16 protein-coding genes are annotated in these 18,562 nt (G+C 59.9%); 4 read left to right on the top strand and 12 right to left on the bottom strand.

Annotated features, from left to right (window positions below; genetic code table 11):
- Positions 1-186: 186 nt before the first annotated feature.
- The 7 genes from AC1VWL_RS15450 to AC1VWL_RS15420 all read right to left on the bottom strand — a co-directional run bounded on the left by AC1VWL_RS15450 (position 187) and on the right by AC1VWL_RS15420 (position 9,283).
- Positions 187-1,521, bottom strand: coding sequence for a hypothetical protein (locus AC1VWL_RS15450; protein ID WP_482987277.1), 1,335 nt, complete (start codon positions 1,519-1,521; stop codon positions 187-189).
- A 208-nt stretch (positions 1,522-1,729) separates the two neighbouring features.
- Entirely contained in the window at positions 1,730-3,928 is a 2,199-nt protein-coding gene (locus tag AC1VWL_RS15445) for a phospholipase effector Tle1 domain-containing protein (RefSeq protein WP_482987276.1), read from the bottom strand.
- A gap of 77 nt (positions 3,929-4,005) precedes the next feature.
- Positions 4,006-4,590 (bottom strand): DUF3304 domain-containing protein, encoded by a 585-nt coding sequence (locus tag AC1VWL_RS15440; RefSeq protein WP_482987275.1) that lies wholly within the window; start codon positions 4,588-4,590, stop codon positions 4,006-4,008.
- A gap of 78 nt (positions 4,591-4,668) precedes the next feature.
- Positions 4,669-5,217: a DUF3304 domain-containing protein gene (locus AC1VWL_RS15435; protein ID WP_482987274.1), complete on the bottom strand. Its 549-nt coding sequence runs from the start codon at positions 5,215-5,217 to the stop codon at positions 4,669-4,671.
- A 98-nt stretch (positions 5,218-5,315) separates the two neighbouring features.
- Positions 5,316-6,122 carry a DUF4123 domain-containing protein gene (locus AC1VWL_RS15430; protein ID WP_482987273.1) on the bottom strand — a complete coding sequence of 269 codons (807 nt, stop codon included), beginning with the start codon at positions 6,120-6,122 and terminating at the stop codon, positions 5,316-5,318.
- A 12-nt stretch (positions 6,123-6,134) separates the two neighbouring features.
- A complete protein-coding gene (locus AC1VWL_RS15425; RefSeq protein WP_482987272.1) occupies positions 6,135-8,912 on the bottom strand; it encodes a type VI secretion system Vgr family protein in 2,778 nt (925 codons plus the stop codon).
- Positions 8,913-9,016: 104 nt separating this feature from the next.
- A complete protein-coding gene (locus AC1VWL_RS15420) occupies positions 9,017-9,283 on the bottom strand; it encodes a hypothetical protein (RefSeq protein ID WP_482987271.1) in 267 nt (88 codons plus the stop codon).
- A gap of 80 nt (positions 9,284-9,363) precedes the next feature.
- On the opposite strand from AC1VWL_RS15420, the gene AC1VWL_RS15415 reads away from it, so the two are divergent.
- Positions 9,364-9,627 carry a hypothetical protein gene (locus AC1VWL_RS15415; protein ID WP_482987270.1) on the top strand — a complete coding sequence of 88 codons (264 nt, stop codon included), beginning with the start codon at positions 9,364-9,366 and terminating at the stop codon, positions 9,625-9,627.
- A 345-nt stretch (positions 9,628-9,972) separates the two neighbouring features.
- On the opposite strand, the gene proP is transcribed toward AC1VWL_RS15415, so the two are convergent.
- From proP to AC1VWL_RS15395, 4 genes are all read right to left on the bottom strand, one after another.
- On the bottom strand, positions 9,973-11,502 hold the full coding sequence (gene proP, locus AC1VWL_RS15410; RefSeq protein ID WP_482987269.1) for a glycine betaine/L-proline transporter ProP: 1,530 nt from the start codon (positions 11,500-11,502) through the stop codon (positions 9,973-9,975).
- 304 nt (positions 11,503-11,806) lie between these two features.
- Positions 11,807-12,196: a ribosomal maturation YjgA family protein gene (locus AC1VWL_RS15405; protein WP_482987268.1), complete on the bottom strand. Its 390-nt coding sequence runs from the start codon at positions 12,194-12,196 to the stop codon at positions 11,807-11,809.
- A gap of 31 nt (positions 12,197-12,227) precedes the next feature.
- Positions 12,228-12,782, bottom strand: a complete 555-nt coding sequence (locus AC1VWL_RS15400) for a DUF3228 family protein (RefSeq protein ID WP_482987267.1) — start codon at positions 12,780-12,782, stop codon at positions 12,228-12,230.
- 102 nt (positions 12,783-12,884) lie between these two features.
- Positions 12,885-14,498: an APC family permease gene (locus AC1VWL_RS15395; RefSeq protein WP_482987266.1), complete on the bottom strand. Its 1,614-nt coding sequence runs from the start codon at positions 14,496-14,498 to the stop codon at positions 12,885-12,887.
- Positions 14,499-14,989: 491 nt separating this feature from the next.
- Here AC1VWL_RS15395 and AC1VWL_RS15390 point away from each other — a divergent pair, with 491 nt between their 5' ends.
- The 3 genes from AC1VWL_RS15390 (at position 14,990) to AC1VWL_RS15380 (ending at position 17,386) form a co-directional block, all read left to right on the top strand.
- Positions 14,990-15,763: a COG4705 family protein gene (locus AC1VWL_RS15390; RefSeq protein ID WP_482987265.1), complete on the top strand. Its 774-nt coding sequence runs from the start codon at positions 14,990-14,992 to the stop codon at positions 15,761-15,763.
- A gap of 119 nt (positions 15,764-15,882) precedes the next feature.
- A complete protein-coding gene (metF, locus tag AC1VWL_RS15385) occupies positions 15,883-16,713 on the top strand; it encodes a methylenetetrahydrofolate reductase [NAD(P)H] (protein ID WP_482987264.1) in 831 nt (276 codons plus the stop codon).
- 46 nt (positions 16,714-16,759) lie between these two features.
- On the top strand, positions 16,760-17,386 hold the full coding sequence (locus tag AC1VWL_RS15380) for a DUF4124 domain-containing protein (protein WP_481615161.1): 627 nt from the start codon (positions 16,760-16,762) through the stop codon (positions 17,384-17,386).
- 24 nt (positions 17,387-17,410) lie between these two features.
- On the opposite strand, the gene AC1VWL_RS15375 is transcribed toward AC1VWL_RS15380, so the two are convergent.
- Positions 17,411-18,355 carry a Nudix family hydrolase gene (locus tag AC1VWL_RS15375; RefSeq protein ID WP_481615160.1) on the bottom strand — a complete coding sequence of 315 codons (945 nt, stop codon included), beginning with the start codon at positions 18,353-18,355 and terminating at the stop codon, positions 17,411-17,413.
- Positions 18,356-18,562 lie beyond the last annotated feature (207 nt).

Raw genomic sequence — 18,562 nt, 5'->3', positions numbered from 1 at the left:
GCTCCAGTGACGTCCTTGTTATCGCCTGCGCAACACCGCGCTTCGGCCCCTCCCCTTGCGAAGCAGGGGGAGGTTGGGAGGGGGTTGCTGTACGCGTGTACATCCTCAAAAGCACCCCTCCCCAACCCTCCCCAACCCTCCCCTTCGCTGCGCGAAAGGGAGGGAGCAGAGCTGCTGCCTCGCCTACTATGGCGAGGCGGTCTGCTTGCCCAATAGGCGCTCGTAATCCGGCATCTCCGGCGTGGTGTGCCGCAGGTGCAGGTTGTGCAGGATGGCGTCGAAACGCTTTTCACTTTCCTCCAGCGGCGGCGGCTGCTGCTTCAACTGCGGATAGGTTTGTTGCGACCAACCCTGCATCGTCATCGAAACGAAAGGCATTGCCTGCACTCCCTCGATTCCCGGCATGCCCGCATAAAGCTGATAGGTACGCACACCGGGATCGCGCTTGGTATCGCCCTCGCGGGTGATGGCAATACCGGTTTTATCGAAGCTCAGCCCTCCGGCCAGAATTCCGCCCGGTTTGACAACATCGCGTCGCTGCACGTCATCTGCCGGCATTGTCAGCAACACACCGGGATAGGCCAGGACCTGCCTCCAGTTGGAGATTGGTTGTTTGGCGATGCCTTCGCCCATCCCCGGTGCCGGCCGGTAGCCGGTGTCGATGCTATAGGCGACATTGGGGCGGTCCACGTAACGGAACGAGGCGTGCGCGTGATAATCGGTGGTGCCATCGTCGGCGAAGAACAGGCCCGGGAAACAGACACCGGGTTCGTCCGGTACTTCGCCGGGCGCGCGCAAGCGCATGCGTTTGATGTCGCGGCGGATCTTGGCCATGGCTTCGTCTCGGAGCGGATTGCCCTCTTCCGAGTTCACATAAGCCACTAACGAAATGACATGACCATCCAACAAAGCGCGTACCGCCAATCGGCCGGTGCCGCTTTCTGTTGCAAGCTCACCGGGGAGGCCGAAGCTGTGGATGCGTCGGTTGTGGGCGATCTTCAGCTTCTCTTTGGCCGCCTCAACTGATGCTTCTCGTCCCCTGATTATTGCCTCATCCGCCCCCCTTGCTCGAGCCTCCTCAACTGCAGCCTCGCGCCTCTGCACGCCTCTTGTCCACGCAGCAACGCTGGTACCACGATCTGCAGTCTGATAACGGTCACGATGCATCTCCATCACCTCTTCTGTAGCTGGCTGCGACACCATCACTCGCATTACCCCGTAACTCATACGCTCGCGACGATCACCATGTACACCATCCGGGAACAAGGGTGGTTCGTTGTCCTCCACCTTGCGCAGGGGATCCAGCGCCCATTCGATCGGGCCATCCACCTCGAACACCAGACGTCCCAGACACTCGCGGGTAGAACCTGCCGTCCAGGTCGGCCTGAAATCACGCGTTGTCTGCAACCGCGGCATATGCTGCTGCAGACGCTCTTCAACCACAGGGCCGGAGTGACCCGACGACGACGGCGTCTGTACGTCGCACGCAACCGCGCCGAACAGCAGCACGCAGATCGTCAACAGTGGTCTAGCGTTTTTCATGACTTCTATTGGTTAGAACCATCTTCCAGCTACTTCCTTGCTACGCCTGAGCGACGCATCGCCCAGCTTCGGCCCCCTGCCCTTGTCAACTAGGGGCTAGCGGGGTTAACGGCCTGCACTGTCTGCGATCACATCGCGCTCACCAGGTCGAACGTTCTTATCGATGTTCTCGATCCAACTTCGCCTGTTATAGACGAGGTCGTGGAATCCCGTTGGATAGCGCATCCTTCGCCTTATCCAATAAATAGTCTGCTCCCTTTTTCACACCATCACCGATAGCACGCCCAGCGGCCTCTGCAGCACGGTCGACCACATCGTCCACCTTGTCCTTGACCCCCCTTTTGATAGCTCTTGTTTGCGCACCTGCGAATTCTCCCATTTGCTGAAGCCAACTTGCTTCATCCTCATAGACCATCCGCCACCGCAGATAACCAAATATTGACCAGCTCTCGCGGCCTTCCATTTCATACGGCAACTTCCCGCCATCTCTCCAAGCATCGAGATCCTTGCGATCAGCGCCCTCCAAACGCTTCGGCCAAGCTTGTGGAGTTGAGTTCATCACAGATCGCCTTTGGGCTGCTGCCATGCGATCAAATGCGCCACCCTCGCGCATGATTCTCTCGTCTTCTTGCTTGATTCTTTCCCATTCCTTGTATCGCGCATCTTGCGCTTCCAAGAGCCTCATCCTCTCTTCCTGCTGCCGCTTCCAAGCGGCTTCATTCGGCGCTCCGAACGGCTTGAACCACGCTCTGGAGTCATGGATGTAATCATCCATCAAACGAGAAATTCGAGGATCGACATCACCCGCAGCCTCCCAGATCGGCTTGATCTCTTGCCAGCACTTCATCTTGTAGCCCCAGACATAGCCGACTGCAGCATCACGCAGACCAGAAATCGGCAAAATGCTGCGACCACGTAACTCAATGAACTTACTTATGTTGTCAGACAAGCCATTGGGAACTCGTAGTGCAGGATCACTCCTTTCATCCTTCAGCAGCGCCTCGTACTCCCACCTGAGTTCATGGTTGGCCATCACAAGATCAACAACATCTTGACCGTTCTTCTTGCCTGCGCGACTAACGAATGGCTGATGCCGTAAACCTGCCGGAGCAGCGTCACCTAGCCGTAGCCTCCGCCATTGCAGGTACCTTCCATAGTGTTCATGCACTATTTGTTGCAGCGATCCGTACGACGCACCGCCGGTGGCGTCGAAATAGTCGGAATAGGCTTTAATCAAAGCTGCATCAACCCTCATCGCAGCTCTCGCAGATCTCTGCAATTTCTCTGAATCAAAATTCAACGGAACTCCGGCAGCCCGCGCCCGCTGATACATTTCAAGCAAGGGAATCTGTGAGAACTTAGCTGCGTCCGAGCCGTCTGCCCCAACATACCCTTTGCCCTGCTCCGAAGGTATGTCCCCCCCCCCAAGGTCTGAATGCACACCTGGATACACTAACTGCAAGGACTTACGTGCATTACCTCGGTATCCATCCAGCGGAAACGAGGCACGAACCTCAAGTGCAGCAACCATATGTACACAATCGCGCACATATTCAGGAATTGCCAAATCCGGCTCACGGCCCCAACCTCCGTGGCCATCAAAAGCAATGCTGCTATTCGCCATACCAACTGACGCAACCGTATCAAAGATACCGAGAAAATCGACCTGAACAGGAATTCCACACAATGTTAAATCAGGATCCAAAGCATCGCGCAACCAGTTGCAAAAAACTCTTGCCTCTGCAGCTCCTCGCGAGAAGCCGAACACAGATATTCGAATACTTCTTACTTTTGGCTTACGGGCCCTGCGCCAGGCGGAAACCTTCTGCGAAAGGACCTCTCGCCGACTCTTCAGAGTTGATCGCCGCCCTAAATCGTTCGGCGGATTGAGAGCGGTTGACGTCAGTATCTGAACGGATTTCGGAACACTAATTTCACGAAGCAACTCAATTTCATCGCGAGTTTGAGCGCGGAGCTGGTGAATAGGAATATTTAGATCAGTCGACATTGCCTTTACCGCAATGGGATCTAAAACCCCCAAAGCATTACCGAGAACCTCCCCTTCATAATAATAGTGCAAACTATCGAGAACTTTCAGAAGCGCCCAATTTATTCGCGCCTCTCCTCCCCAGCCCGCGGATAGCCCAGCCGCCTGATGAACACTCTTCCCTTGATCGCCGACCTCCTTTTCAAATGGAGTACCAACCCCGGCAACATACCACTTCAATACTTCACGGTGCTCATCACCTGCATAAAAAACGTCATGCAAACGAGCGATGTTACTTTGAGCCAAATGAGGCCGATCACGCTCAAGATTGTTATTTGTCCCATCAAAAAAGAATCCCCATTTTAGATCCACGTAACAGTCTTGTGCAGAATCACTCATGTCACAAGAAAGCAGCTCAGCCTGCTGATCGAGAGTCAAAACAGCTGCTGGAGCCCCAATGGTCCGACTACTAGCCATTAGTAAAACCCTTCTCGCGGGGGAGAGTCACCACGAATCCAATTTCGACATTCCGGGGATTCATTGCAAACCTTCTTCGGCACTTGCAAGCCATCAGGGAAGTCCGGATGCCCAGGTGCAAATCCCGACGCATACACTTTCACCTTTTTACCCGGAAGAAATACGACCCAAAGGAATCCTGAATAAATCATCTCATAACGAGGAACCTCAACCTCCGCGGTGTACAAAGCCGAAGGATCCTTGTCAAATAGTTCATCGTCACTCCATTTGACTACGACCGTTGTACCTGGTTTCCAAGGATAAGGAAGTCCTACCCCTCCCGCAAAGCGGCAGCACCCGCTGTGTGCGCTAAGGCCTCCGCCCCAGCTCCCATTTACATACATAACGCCAATCGGCATATCCGTGTAGTTCAGCCCAGACAGAGTAAGCCCAATCTCATCAGGTGGAAGCTCAGGCGACCCAGCACCCTGTCCCTGACAAGAGTTGGCACTCGCGCACAAGAACAAAATAGCTAACAACCGCAACCCCTCCCGAGTTATTAGTAACTTTAAAAGAATCGATAATCGCGAGAGAAGTGGAAGCATACGGACTCCAAATTTATATATTTACTTAGAATTTCAGAAATGACCGCTTCGACCCGAAAGACACAGATCAAGAACAACTCAGAAGTATCCTTTCCTTGGCGGCTCGCCACTGCGATACCATTCGACACAGCCAGGTGTACGATTGCAGTCCTCAGCCGGAGTCAATAAACCATCGGGAAATTTCGCGTGTCCAGGATAATATCCAGATGCATAAACTTTAACATTCCCACCCGGGAAAAATGCCACCCACAGGTAGCCCGAATGAATCATCGGATAGGGAGGAACCTCAACGTCCACAGCATAAAGCGCGTTCTTGTCGCGTTCGTATAGAACATCATCACTCCACTTCACCGTGACCTTCGTACCAGGCCGCCACGGATAGGGCAACGCGACACTGCCGGCCGAACTGTTGCCATTGTTATACGTCTGAATTCCACCGCCCCAAGACCCATCCACATACATTACCCCAATGGGCATGTCCGTGTAGTTCAAGCCTGAAAGGCTGAGCCCGATTTTATTCGGCACCAGCTGCTCTGTACTCGCCTCTTGCTGATTGCACGAAATCAGGCCGCCGAACAATGTAAAAATGGAAAGAGCTAGAGCCTGCATAACCATTCGCAAATTCACGACCTTCCTCTGGGATGCAATACTGCTGCAACACCTTTGCCTGCCACGACTTAGGCGACCCACCATTCCGTTTACAAGGAAGAGTTTTCCTGCAGCGTTCAAGCGACTTCATCCCGCTGAAGTAGCAGTGATTGCGAATGTAATGCTTCCAGTATCGAGCGGTAGGCTGCCGCGGACAGCAACAACGGATCGCCCTCGAACTCATCAAGCACCGCTTGAACGCCAGCATGGATCCGCGACGGGAACGGTTCCAAAGTGCCAAATGCATCAGGCCGCGAATGTAGATAGGCGATAACCATATCCGGAACAGCCGCGACTTGAAGCCGACGGCGCTGCTCAATCGTCAAATCATAGGGCCGCACCTCTGTCGAAGATCGAGCATCCCCAAGCCCGCCCAATCGCGCAAATACTCCATCCCGAGTGACGTACCACCAGCTCTCGATCCCTGCAAGGAACCGTTCCTTCTGCGATGTCGATAGCGCAGCAACCCAGGTTGGTACGCACCGCGTATCTGCCAGCCTCACCAAAAAGCACCGGCTCTCCGCACGCGCCTCCATCTGTGCTTGCAGATGCGCACAGAGCGCACCTAGCCCTCCGTCAAACACCAGCAACGAAAGCATCGGACGGCCACTCGATAAGGCACATAGTTCCACCAGCGCTTTCCGACGCCGATCGAGATCCAGCGGCAACTCCAACAATGAAGGAGATAGCTCCGCTGCAGGACCTTCACTGCCAAAGCGCTCGTACAAGCGAAGTGTCAGGAAGCTTCCCTCCAACCATTCCCGTTCACGAACTCCACAGAACGCCAGATCGAGCAATGCGAATACCGCTCGATCCGGCGGAAGGAACGCCAGTGCGTCGTCCACAACAGATGGCAAGAACAGATCGATGTAGTGACGAGTCATTCCGATGCTCCATCAACCATTCTTGGCCGCCAAAACCTGCCCCTTCTTCATTGCCTGCAGCAAGCACTCCCAACAAATCGACTCGGGGAACGCAGGCAATGGATAGGCCTTCTGGGCAGGCCCCACAAATGACTTCTTACTCGCATGCACAGTAATCGTGCCCGGGCAGTTGAACGTGATGTTCCCGCCCTCGATGGTCACGCTGGCGCCACCGCTCGTAGCGATGTGAATCGTCTTGCCTGCAGCAAGCTCCACCACACCCTGTGCGCTGGCAGCGCGTAGCGCCTGCTTTGATTGCAGGCGAACTTCGTCGTGCTGGGCCTGGACATTCAGCTCACCTGTACCGGCAACCACGCTCAATGCATTGCCATCGCCTGCGCCGCCCTCAACTGCACACGCCAGCATGCCAATGGCTTGTCCGGCATGCAGACGCGCATTGCCCATCACGGCTGTGTCGCTGTCGCCGCCACTGGCCAGCAGCAGCCCTTCTCCTACCGACCAGTGCAATGCCTGCCCTGCGACGTGCACGATGCCTGCCGGTGCGGCAAAGCCCAGCAGCGGGTCGCCGCTGTGGGGGACGCGGCCGGTCCCTGCTGTGGCTTTGCGCTGCCCAGCTTCGCCGCCTGCGGCGTCAAAAGCAGTGCCCGCAACTGTCGTCTTGGCGCTGGCCAGCATTGCAGCCAGCGGTGCCTGATCCGGCACGAGGCTGGAGCTGTCCTTGCTGCGGGCGCCTTCCTTCATTACCAGCGTGCTGGTCAGGTGCGTGCGTGCGGCTTGGCTGAAGCGGGTGCTCAGGCTTTGCAGCTGATTGAGCAAGGCCGCTGGTTGCACCGCTTCGCCGGCGGGGCTGCTGTTGCGATGCGCATACGCACTGAACCAGGCGCCGGAGCTTGCCCGTACTGCGCCCCAGGCGTCGCTGCGCAGTTCAAACCCTGTGCCACGCAGGCTGCCGAGGAAGTTGTCGGCTTGGTGACGCAGGTGACCGAGGCTCAGCTGCGAGGTCTGTTGGCTGCTGGCCAGCTGCACGCGTAGTTGTTGGTCGCTGTCGTCGAACAGCAGGTGATTACTGCCTTCGCCGCCTTCCCATTCGCGCGAGCGGATGCCCCAGACCGCGCCGGCATTGCGGTGTGCATCGTCGCCGGCGCCTGCTGCATGCCACGCTGGGGCGTGGCCGCCACTCAGGTTGGCTTGTGCGCTGGCGGCGCCATCGCGGGCCTGTGCGTAGGCGCTGCGGTCGTCACTGGCGCTGGCGCCAGCGGGTGTGGGTGCAATACCGGCTTCGCCGCGGCCGTTGTAGAGCGCGCCCAGGACGATGGGGCGGTCGATATCGCCATCCAAAAAGCCCACCAGCACTTCCTGGCCGATGCGCGGCAGGAACTGCGCGCCTACGCCCGGGCCGGCGTAACGCTGTGCGACGCGCAGCCAGGTGGTGTCGGCTTCGCCATTCTGGAAATGGAAGCAGAGGCGGATGCGGCCCATGCTGTCTGCGTGGACGTCCTGGCCCTTGCCGCCATGCGCGGCAACCACACGTGCGGTCTGGTAGCCCGGCGCGGTCGGGCGCGGGTTGAGCCGCTGGCCGGTGCCATCCACCAATGCAGGCCGCCATGGCATTGCATGCTCGGTAGCCTTGAAACGGTTGGCGTAGCCCACTTTCTCGGCTTGTTGCCATAGCGTTGCGTCCGCTGTGCCCAAGGGCGCTTTTCCCAGCGCATCGTCCATTGCCTGGCGAACATCGGTGGGCAGGTTGTTGACCCCGGCGTGTTCGACTTCGGTCAGCAACAACTCTGGTGCTGAGGTGAACGGGGCCTGCATTACCTGCAGCCAGGTACCGGATTGAAAACCACGAACGGTGCCTTGCCCAAGCCACGTACGGCTGTGCACTTCAAGCGACTGCGCCTGCAACCTGGCGTACCACGCTGCCGTGGCGGCGTTGCTGAAAGCGTAGGCACCAACAGTGTCGTAGCTCTCGCGTTGCGATTGCTCACCGCCGCCATCCATCGGCAATTGCGCAGTGATGCCACGCACGGAGCGGTAATCGTCGCTGTGCAGGCTGATGCGGGTACTACCCAATGCGCGGCTTCTGCCCAGTGTCTGGATGCTGTCCCTGGATTCGGTGGCATCACTGCGATGGAAGCGCACGCCGCTCTTGGCGCTGGCCGCATCCTCGGGTAGCGTCTGGCTGTCGGTGAAGATTTCCATGCTGTTGCCGCACAGTGCTTGCTCGCCCTGACACAGCCGCCAACCCAAGCCTTCCTCGGCCAGCAGCCGTTGCAGGAAATCGAGGTCACTTTCGCGGTACTGCACGCAGTAGCTGCGCACGCGCGTGCCAATGAACTCATCGCAGCCTTCGGCCCAGCGCCAGTTGGCTAGATCCGGATAGTCCTGCAGCACGGCGTCCACAATCTGCCGCACATTGCTGTCCTGGAAAACCCGGCTATGGCGCGCGTGCTGCAACCACCTGGTCCAGGAATGCAGCGACAGGCGGTAGCGCACCAATCCGCCATCACTGCCCATGCGCTGCGCCGAAGCAATCAAACCGCTGCGCCGCTGTTCGTCGCCATCCGCGGTGCGGATCAGCAACGCTGCCTGCTTGGTGAGCAATGCATCCAGGTCGATGTGCTGATCGGTGGAAAGTACGTCCACTTCGGTCGATGCATGTGCGGACAAGGCATCACGCCCCCACCAGCGCTCGACCACGTTGCTGCCAAGTTCGGCGCACTGCACTTGGTACTGACGCTGCGCATTGCCCAGCACAGCGACCTGTGCCAGAAGGTTATTCAGCTTATCCATGCCTATTCCAGATGTGATGACCGTCTGCAATCTGCAGACACCAATCGGATTCCTTTCGCGGAATTTACCAGAAGTCGTCGCAACGGGCTTTCACGGCATTGGCATTACGTATCTGGAGAAGTCTTGAAATCGTCGATGCCGAAACTGTCACCTGCTCGTCGCGAAATCTGTCTTGTTTCAAGTGTTATTGCTTGCGCTACGGCCATGGATAACTGATTGAAAATTCGTGCTATCCGGCTACGCAGGTGTCGAATATTGAGATTTGTCTTGAAAATCCGAACATGCGCCAGATTCACCGCAAGACCAGCAGCTTGGACACCACTACAGCGCAGATAACGCAGTGCCAGCCCATTTGAGCGATGATCGGTCACCGTTTATCCGGATTCAGCCGTACCCAGCACTTCACCTACCCGCGCTGCCCTGCACTACCACCGAGCCAAGGACCCGCCACATGCAGTGGATTGATGATCTTGAAGTGGAAGCCTGGAATACCGTGATTGAAGAACTTGTCTGGCACCTGCGCAACGGCCGCACGCCGACTGCCATCACCCGTCAGCTATTGCCTGATCGGGGAATTGAATTCCGCTTCAACGGCGTGGACCCTGTATTTCTGCCGGTGCCGGACGAGGCCTTTGAAACGCACTGGAAGGACGCCATCGCCATCATCGCGCGCTTCCCGCAGCTCAATGCGCTGCGTTTTCGGTGCAATGTTTGATCTGCGTTCCTGATCAACGCGAAGGATTGATAGCGGAAATGACGTAGCCCGGGTAAGCGCAGCGCACCCGGGGACAAGGATTTCGTGGTCTTCCAGATCGCCAAAGGCCCGCGGGTGCGCTGCCCTTAGCAGGGCTACGACTGCAAACCAGAGATGCCAGCACGTTGAGTTTCTTGCGAAGAACACCCCTCCCCAACCCTCCCCTTCGCGAAAGGGAGGGGGCGAAGCGGTAGTGCCGAGCCATGCTCGGCAGAGGCTTTCCTGGTAGAGCCCCAGCCGAGCATGGCTCGGCTCTACGCAGTCAAACGCCCTCCCCTGCACCTGCGGTGCAAGGGAGGGAGCTTGTCACACCAGGTCTGGATGACGATCAATCAAGGCCTGCTTGCGCCGCTCAAGGTCGGCAAGCTTGTCCTGCATGTCGTTGATCTCCACATCCAAGCCATCAACGCTGGCTTCGATATGGTCGTACTGCTCCTGCAGCAGCTCGCGCGCTTCGCGGCGGCTGGAAGCATTCGGCGTATCGCCACGCATCGGCTTGTTGGCCGTCTCATGCATGAAGTACGCGGTTACCAGACCAATCAACGCCACTACCATCAGGTAGTAGGCCGGCATCATCAAGTCGCCAGTGGTTTCCACCAGCCACGCTGCGAGCGTCGGAGTGACACCGGCGATGATCACCGAGATATTGAACGCACTGGCCAACGCGCTGTAACGCACGCGCGTGGGGAACATCGCCGGCAGGGTTGAGGCCATCACACCGATCAGGCAGTTCAACAACACCGCCAGCAACAACAGGCCGACGAAGATCCAACCGGTGTTGCCACTGGTGATCAGATGGAACGCCGGGATCGCAGCAATCAACAAGCCAAGGCTACCTGCGGCAATAAACGGCCGACGGCCAATACGGTCACTGGCCATGCCGACAAACGGCTGCACGAACAGCATGCCCACCATCACCACGATGATGATCAGCACACCATGGTCTTCGGAGTAATGCAGGTTATGCGACAGGTAGGTGGGCATGTACGTCAGCAACATGTAGTAGGTGACGTTGGTGACCAGCACGATCCCCACACAGACCAGCAACGAGCGCCAATACTTGGTCACGATCTCCTTGAAGGAGATACGCGGCGCGCTGCCGACGGCGTCCTGGTCCTCTTTCTCCATGCGCTCCAGCTGCTCGGTGAAGGCCGGCGTTTCCTCCGCTGCGTGACGCAGGTACAGGCCAATCAAGCCCAGCGGCGCGGCGAGGAAGAACGGAATGCGCCAACCCCACTCCAGGAACTGTGCTTCACCAACGATGCTGCTCAGCAATACCACCACGCCGGCACCGGAAACGAAGCCGATGATCGAGCCGAAATCCAGCCAGCTGCTGAGGAAGCCTCGTCGCCGGTCCGGTGCGAACTCGGCAACGAACACCGCAGCACCGGTGTACTCACCACCAACGGAGAAACCCTGCGCCAACTTGCACAGCAGCAACAGGATCGGCGCGAGTATGCCGATGCTTTCATACGATGGAATCAAGCCGATGCAGAAGGTACTGACTGCCATCAGGATGATGGTTGCCGACAGCACTTTCTGCCGGCCGAATTTGTCCCCCATGACCCCAAAAAACACGCCGCCCAGCGGACGCACCAGGAATGGCACCGAGAACGTTGCGAGCGCAGCGATGGTCTGCACGCTGGGCGACGCTTCCGGGAAGAACACCTTGCCCAACGCATAGGCGACAAAGCCGTAAACACCAAAGTCAAACCACTCCATCGCATTACCCAACGCGGCGGCGGTGACTGCTTTCTTTACTTTTGCCTTATCGATGACGGTGATGTCTTCGATTTGCAGCGGCTCATTGCGGATAGTGGATTCACCTGTAGACATGACAGGACCAGTCCTCCCGTTACTGAGTTGATTGCGTGCTTGGCCTTGGCTTGCATGTGTTCGCGCAGGCCGTAATGCGCACGAAGGAATGCCCCGCGGCAAGGCCACGGGAACGGTCGGGGACAGAAAAAACCGGGATCATCCCGGTAAAGGCGTAGTGCCGGCTGTCCAAGCATCAACAGGCAGGGTGCCTGTGCGTAATCGCTGAATGATGCTGAGCCGGCGTATTCTACGCGAACAGCTGTTAAGGCATGTTAAAGACGCGGCTGCAGCGATGTCATGCAGACGTGCAGCGCACTGCGCTTCAACGATGAATGCGGCGAAACACACCTGATAGCAGCACGATGAGGCCTGTTATCACGCAGCCTGCTGCGTAGCAGATGATGTCGCCCCATGAAAACGTGTTGCCAATGATCGTGTACATCACATCGCCACGCACATAGCCAAGCCGCTCTGCGACGTGGAAATACTGGGCGAATTCGATGCCACAGGCGAACACGAATACCATCAACAGGACCAGATAATCGTTGATGCGCAGTACGCTGCGGATCATCGCATAGAGCAACACCACCACCAGCACATCGCCGAGATAGGCACGTATCCACGATACATGCGGCAGGCGCGTGGCGATGATCACCTCGACAGCGAACACCAGCAGCGCCAGCACCAGATGCCAGCGACTGATTGCGAACATGCCGCTCAGCTTCGTGCTGAGCGGCACCTGATCAACGCCAGTTTGCATTTGCACCCCAGAATTCCACGGCACGTGCATAGGCGGCACGATCAATCGGCACTCCGGACCCACCTTCCTCAACACCCAGCGCATTGCGCATCATGGTGATGGGCGCCATTGGGATTTCCTCAGCCGTCGCGGTATACAGGCAACCAACGACGCCCCAGTCGGCTTCGATCGGCGAGCCTTCCTTCTCCAGCTGTTCGCGGCTGTAGAGGATGACCACCAGGTAATTGGCTACCGGCGGCTCCACACCTTCAAACCAGCGCACCAATACCGGCAGCTCCTCGCGGCTGCGTGCCTCGTAACCCGAACGCAGCAGGTGCCGGTTCTGCTCGGTGACCGGCACGGTCAGGCAGCGGGTGCTGGTCCAATTCTTGTAGACATGCAGTTTGCAGAACGGCGCATAGCCATCGAGCACCTTGTCGGCAGCATTTGCATTCAAGTACTGCTCGAATTCCTCGGCGCTGCAGTCCTGGATGGTATTGGCGCGCGGCGTGCGCGGGAACAGGCGGGTACGTGCAAACGGCGTCAAGTAGATGGACATCATCGCTTCCAACAAAGGAGGGCGACATTGTCGGCGATCAATGCGAAGACCGGAACCATCGCACGAGCGCCCACTGCATGCAGTGGGCGTCCCGGATCCATCTCAGGCCTGCGCCTGCGCCTCGTGCTCGGCGACATCCATCGAAGGTGTGCGCCAACCGGAGTTGACGCCCCATAGATAGAACACGATGCCAATCACCGCCACCAGCAGCAGGTCCCAGCCATAGCCAAGGTAACCCGCGCCACCGAACGCCGTGCTGCCTGCCCATGACACCAGCGCCAGCAGCGGTAGATAGCAGATCAGCCACATCGCGCCTTTCAGCTGTCGGCCGAAATCATGCCAACCAATCTTCCGCTGGTAATAGATGTACACAGGCAGGGCGACGACCATCAGCAGGATGATTTCGCCGGTCAGCGGCCAGCGTGCCCAGTACAGCAGCTCGGTCGCCATCACGAAGGCCACGCCCGCCAATACCGGCAATGCGACCACCCGCAACGGACGATGCAGGTTGGGCGCGGTGCGGCGCAGTGACATCACGCTGATCGGCCCAGTCATGTACGAAATGACGGTGGCCACCGAGATCACCGCCGCGAGCGTGCCCCAGCCACGGAAGAAGAACAGGAACAGGAACGACACCGCCAGGTTCAACCACATCGCCGGCCGCGGCACGCCCCAGCGCGGATGGATGTTGCCCAGCACCGTGGGTGCGGTGCCGTTCTGCTGCATGCCGTAGATCATGCGCGCAGTTGTTGCGGTATAGGTCATGCCGGTACCGCTGGGGCTGACGAAGGCATCGACGTACAACAGCATCGCCAACCAGTGCAGGTTGAGGATCAGGGCCAACTGCGCGAAAGGCGAACGGAAGTCGATGCCATGCCAGCCGTGCTCGGCCAGCATCTGGCTCGGCACCGCGCCGATGTAGGCCACCTGCAGCAGTACATAGATCACTGCCGCCAGCAGGATCGAGCCGACTACCGCGAACGGAATGCTGCGACCGGGGTTGCGCGCCTCACCGGCCAGATTCACCGGGCTCTGGAACCCATTGAAGCTGAAAACGATGCCAGCGGTGGCAATCGCAGTGAGGATGGCGGAGAAATCCAGGATCGGTGTGCCCGGCCCTTTCAATCCAACCGAGAAGTTTTCGGAGTGGAAGCCACTGGCAATCAAGGCCACACCGGTCAGCGTCGGCACGACCAGCTTGAACAGGGTGATGGCGCTGTTGGAGTGCGCGAACAGCTTCACGCTCCAGAAGTTGATCAGGAAATAGACGACCACCAGCACCGCTGCGATCAACAGGCCGGCATGGCTGAGCTCGCCCATTCCACCGGGCTGCTGCACGTACATGTCCTGCGCCCACTGCCAAGGCCACGACGCCATGTACTGCACCGAGGCTTCAGCCTCGACCGGGATCACCGAGACGATGGCGATCCAGTTGGCCCAGGCGGCAATGAAGCCAACCAGCGAACCATGCGAGTAATGGCTGTAGCGCACCATGCCGCCGGATTCGGGGAACATCGCGCCCAGCTCGGCATAGGTAAGGGCGATGGTGAGGATGATGGCTGCACCCAGGACCCACGCCCAGATCGCGCCGGGGCCGGCCAGGCCGGCGGCGCGCCAGGCGCCGAACAGCCAACCCGAGCCGATGATCGAGCCCAGGCCGGTAAGCATCAGGGCAATGGGGCCGACGTCGCGGCGGATGGCGCTGGATGCGGTCATGCTGGCTTTCCAGTTGAGGCGACGCCGGAGTGGCGCTGGCGTTGGATCATCGCAAACCGAACGTTAAGCCGAGCGTGGTTTTTGCTGGTTGGGAGTTGCTGCCAGAACCGGCATAGCCGGAGGATCGTTTCCGTTCACTGAGATGCCGAAAGCGGCAAATGCCTTGCCCCCTCCCTTGCGCCGAGGGCGCAGGGGAGGGTTGGGGAGGGGTGCTCTTCGCAGGAGGCTCGACCTTCAAACGGTTCTGGCTTGGTGCTTCTGATTCTGCGCTCAAGCGAAATGCCGGAGGTCAAAAGCCAAGAACAACACCTAGCAGCAAAAGCACCCCTCCCCAGCCCTCCCCTTGCCTGCGGCAAAGGGAGGGGGCCAACGCCGCAGCCCTCACTAGCGGCGAACGGCCGCGCGCCGCAATGAACTCCACGCTCAACGAGCACATGGCTACGACGCAACTCCGACAGCAGCTCACCGACAGTGGCAGCACTCCCGCGCAAATGACTGCCATGTCGCCGACCGATTCACTCAGCGATTCACTCAGCAAAGTCCCCGCCATCACCCTCGGCTTCTGGATCATCAAGATCCTCGCCACCACCTTGGGCGAAGTCGGTGGGGATGCCGTCACCATGTCGATGAACCTCGGCTACCTGATCGGTACAGCGCTGTTTGCCACGGTCTTCGCCATCGCAGTGTTCGCACAGATCCGCTCGCCCAACTTCCGGCCTTGGGTCTATTGGTTCGCCATCATCGCCAGCACCACGGTCGGCACCACCCTGGCCGACTACGTTGATCGTTCGCTGGGCATCGGCTATACCGGCGGCACCACGCTGCTGCTGGCCTTGCTGTTGGGCACCCTGTTCGCCTGGCATCGCAGTACCGGCAGCATCTCGGTCACCCAGATCAATTCGCCGCGCAGCGAGCTGTTCTATTGGCTGACCATTACCTTCTCGCAGACGCTGGGCACGGCGCTGGGCGACTGGGCGGCGGACACCCAGGGCCTGGGCTATACCGGCGGCATCGCCCTGTTCGGCGGCCTGCTGGCGGTGGTTGCAGTGCTGTACTTCTGCAGCCACATGTCCCGCACCGCCCTGTTCTGGGCGGCCTTCGTCCTGACCCGGCCGCTGGGCGCGGTGGTCGGCGACTTCCTTGACAAGCCCTTGGATCACGGCGGCCTGGCCCTGAGCCGCTATACCGCCACCGTCGTTCTGCTGCTTGCCATCGTCGCCTGCATCGCCCTGCTGCCACAGCGTCCGGCCCACCACGCCCACTGAGATTGCTCCGCCCTCACTGAGATTGCTCCGCCCTGCTGCGGTCTCGGCTGAAACCATTGCACATCCATCTTGATGGAGAGATATAATTACCGGCATCCCGTCAGACCCGGCCGCTTCCGATGACCGCGCTCAGCTTCGAGTTCTACCCACCCAAGACCGATGACCAGCGCGCCCAGTTGGACCGCACCGCCGCCAAGCTCAAGGGCCACGCGCCAGAGTACGTGTCGTGCACCTTCGGTGCCGGTGGCTCGACCTTGAGCTATACCTCCGAGACCGTGCGTCACCTCAACCAGCACCACGGCCTGCAGGCGGCACCGCACCTGTCCTGCGTCGGCGGCACCCGCGAGGAGATCCGCGAGCTGCTCAAGCTCTACCGCGCCATCGGGGTGAAGCGCATCGTCGCCCTGCGCGGCGACCTGCCCTCGGGCATGGGCTTCCCCGGCGACCTGCGCTACGCCTCCGAGCTGATCGCCTTCATCCGTGCCGAGCACGGCGATGCCTTCCGCATCGAGGTCGGCGCCTATCCGGAAACCCACCCGCAAGCCAGCGACGCACTCACCGATCTGCGCCATTTCAAGACCAAGATCGATGCCGGCGCCGATGCCGCCATCACCCAGTATTTCTACAACCCCGACGCCTACTTCCATTTCGTCGATGCCGCACGCAAGCTGGGCGTGGACGTGCCGATCATTCCAGGCGTCATGCCGATCTCCAACTTCAGCCAGCTGCGCCGTTTCTCCGAACAATGCGGCGCGGAGATTCCGCGCTGGATCAGCAAGCGCATGCAGGCCTATGGCGACGATGCCGAATCGGTACGCAGCTTCGGGGCCGACGTGGTTGCCGGGCTGTGTGAGCGCCTGATCGCCGGCGGCGCACCGTCACTGCATTTCTACACGCTCAACCTGGCCAAGCCGACCAATGCCGTGCTGGAACGCATCGGCCACAACTGAACCGTCATCACTTCCTGCGTGCACAGCCAGCCGCTACCCTTGGCCGATGCGCCTGCTGTTGCTCCTGCTGCTCACCTGCTCCGCCCTGCCGGCATTCAATGCGCGCGCGCAGCAGATCAACCGCTGCACCAATGCGCAGGGACAAACCGTCTACGGTGACAAGCCCTGCGAGGTGATGGGCGCGCGTGCCCGCCTGCTGCCGAATCCACGCGCGGTTGGCAGCAGTGGCTTGTACCGCGACAGCTGCGCACGTCGTCTCAGCGAAGTGGTAGCGCAGATCCAATCGGCTGCCGATGCGCGCGATCCCAATCGTCTGTCGGGCATCTATCTGTGGACCGGGCTTTCCAATGCCGCCGCGACCCGGGTCATGGACAGGCTGGATGAGATCGTGCAACGGCCGCTGATCGACATCGCGCCGGTGTTTCCGGAGGAGCCAGCCTATGTCCCCGCGCCGCCCGAGCCATTCACCTATACCGACGGCACCCCGGTCGATCCTGCCCAGGCGGCCGACAGCAGTGGCTATCCGGATGTACAGCCGATCAGCAATGCCAGCAGCGGCCCACGTCGCCCAATCGCCTTGCGCCTTGAGCAGACCCTGCCGCGCAGCGCCACGCCAACGCGGACCATCCTGCACCTGCGTCGCCAATACAACTGCTTCTGGATCACCCTGTAAGCGCCAGCCAACGCCGCCAGCGGCTCAGGCCTGCGGCCACAACGCGCGAATCGCGGCGACACCCAAGGCACCATGGCGACGCGCGGTTTCGACATCGCCAGCACCCATGCCGCCAATGGCATAGATCGGCAGTGAGACCCGCTCACGCAGTTCGACGAAGGCGTCCCAACCCAGGCCGGCGGCCTCGGGATGGCTGGCCGTTGCCTGCACCGGCCCTAGCACCGCGAAGTCGCAGCCCAGCTGCTGTGCCGCCTGCAACTGCACAAGATCGTGGCAGGACGCGGCCACCAGCGTTGATTCGGGCAGTGGCCGTGCCTGCAGCTGCACTAGCTGCTCGCTGCCCAGATGCACGCCAACGCCCAGCTCACTGGCCAGCTCGATATCACGGTTGATCAACACTTCCACCTGCCTGCCAAAGCGCTCCACCACGGTTCGGGCCAAGGCTTGGCGCTGCGCTGCCATCGGCGTGCGCAGCTGGATGCGGCGGATGCCACCAGAGATGGCGGCCTCGATCGACGCCAGCCAGGCGTCCTCACCCTCAGTCGGTTCCGGCGTGACCAGGTAATGGCTGGGCTGGCGCAATGCCGCCACCACCGGCAGGTCGGCTGGCGGCATGGAGTAGCGCGACAGCTTGTCCGGGGTCACCCAGGTGATGGCCTGGCCTTCGCGGCCACGCGCCGTGCCTTTCCACTGGCACACGCGGCGTACTTCCAGGCGCAGGCGCTTGTCTGGATAGATCTGCGGCACATCCATCACCCACTCGCCGATCTCGGCCTCGATGCCGAGTTCCTCGCGCAGCTCCCGTACCAGCGCCTGCTCCGAGGTCTCGCCGGGCTCGCGCTTGCCGCCGGGAAACTCCCAGAGCCCGGCCATGTCGCTGTCGCCGGTGCGCCGGTTGAGCAGGATGCGACCGCGCGCGTCGGTGATGACGGCGGCCACGACGTGGATCGAGCGTGAAGGAGATGTCATGGCCTGAGCATGCCGAAAACAGGGCTGTTGGTGCAATCGTTCGTTGAGCCCCTATGGTGCCGAGCCATGCTCGGCAGGGACCTTGCCGGCGATGCATCGGACAGGTCATCGGCTTCGCGGCTTACGCCGCTCCCACAAAACCAAGGCTGACGGTAGTGCCGAGCCATGCTCGGCAGGGGCATTACCGGTGAAGCCCCTGCCGAGCAT

It is taken from the genome of Stenotrophomonas sp. STEN063, from assembly GCF_056854515.1.
This window is presented reverse-complemented; position numbering and strand designations above follow the sequence as displayed.

Excerpts from the sequence above, each read along its gene's own strand:
- AC1VWL_RS15395 (WP_482987266.1), bottom strand. The coding sequence starts at position 14,498 with ATGACCGCATCCAGCGCCATCCGCCGCGACGTCGGCCCCATTGCCCTG.
- AC1VWL_RS15380 (WP_481615161.1), top strand. The coding sequence starts at position 16,760 with ATGCGCCTGCTGTTGCTCCTGCTGCTCACCTGCTCCGCCCTGCCGGCA.
- AC1VWL_RS15390 (WP_482987265.1), top strand. The coding sequence starts at position 14,990 with ATGACTGCCATGTCGCCGACCGATTCACTCAGCGATTCACTCAGCAAA.
- proP (WP_482987269.1), bottom strand. The coding sequence starts at position 11,502 with ATGTCTACAGGTGAATCCACTATCCGCAATGAGCCGCTGCAAATCGAA.
- AC1VWL_RS15400 (WP_482987267.1), bottom strand. The coding sequence starts at position 12,782 with ATGTCCATCTACTTGACGCCGTTTGCACGTACCCGCCTGTTCCCGCGC.
- AC1VWL_RS15430 (WP_482987273.1), bottom strand. The coding sequence starts at position 6,122 with ATGACTCGTCACTACATCGATCTGTTCTTGCCATCTGTTGTGGACGAC.
- AC1VWL_RS15440 (WP_482987275.1), bottom strand. The coding sequence starts at position 4,590 with ATGCTTCCACTTCTCTCGCGATTATCGATTCTTTTAAAGTTACTAATA.
- metF (WP_482987264.1), top strand. The coding sequence starts at position 15,883 with ATGACCGCGCTCAGCTTCGAGTTCTACCCACCCAAGACCGATGACCAG.
- AC1VWL_RS15445 (WP_482987276.1), bottom strand. The coding sequence starts at position 3,928 with ATGAGTGATTCTGCACAAGACTGTTACGTGGATCTAAAATGGGGATTC.
- AC1VWL_RS15415 (WP_482987270.1), top strand. The coding sequence starts at position 9,364 with ATGCAGTGGATTGATGATCTTGAAGTGGAAGCCTGGAATACCGTGATT.
- AC1VWL_RS15375 (WP_481615160.1), bottom strand. The coding sequence starts at position 18,355 with ATGACATCTCCTTCACGCTCGATCCACGTCGTGGCCGCCGTCATCACC.
- AC1VWL_RS15405 (WP_482987268.1), bottom strand. The coding sequence starts at position 12,196 with ATGTTCGCAATCAGTCGCTGGCATCTGGTGCTGGCGCTGCTGGTGTTC.
- AC1VWL_RS15425 (WP_482987272.1), bottom strand. The coding sequence starts at position 8,912 with ATGGATAAGCTGAATAACCTTCTGGCACAGGTCGCTGTGCTGGGCAAT.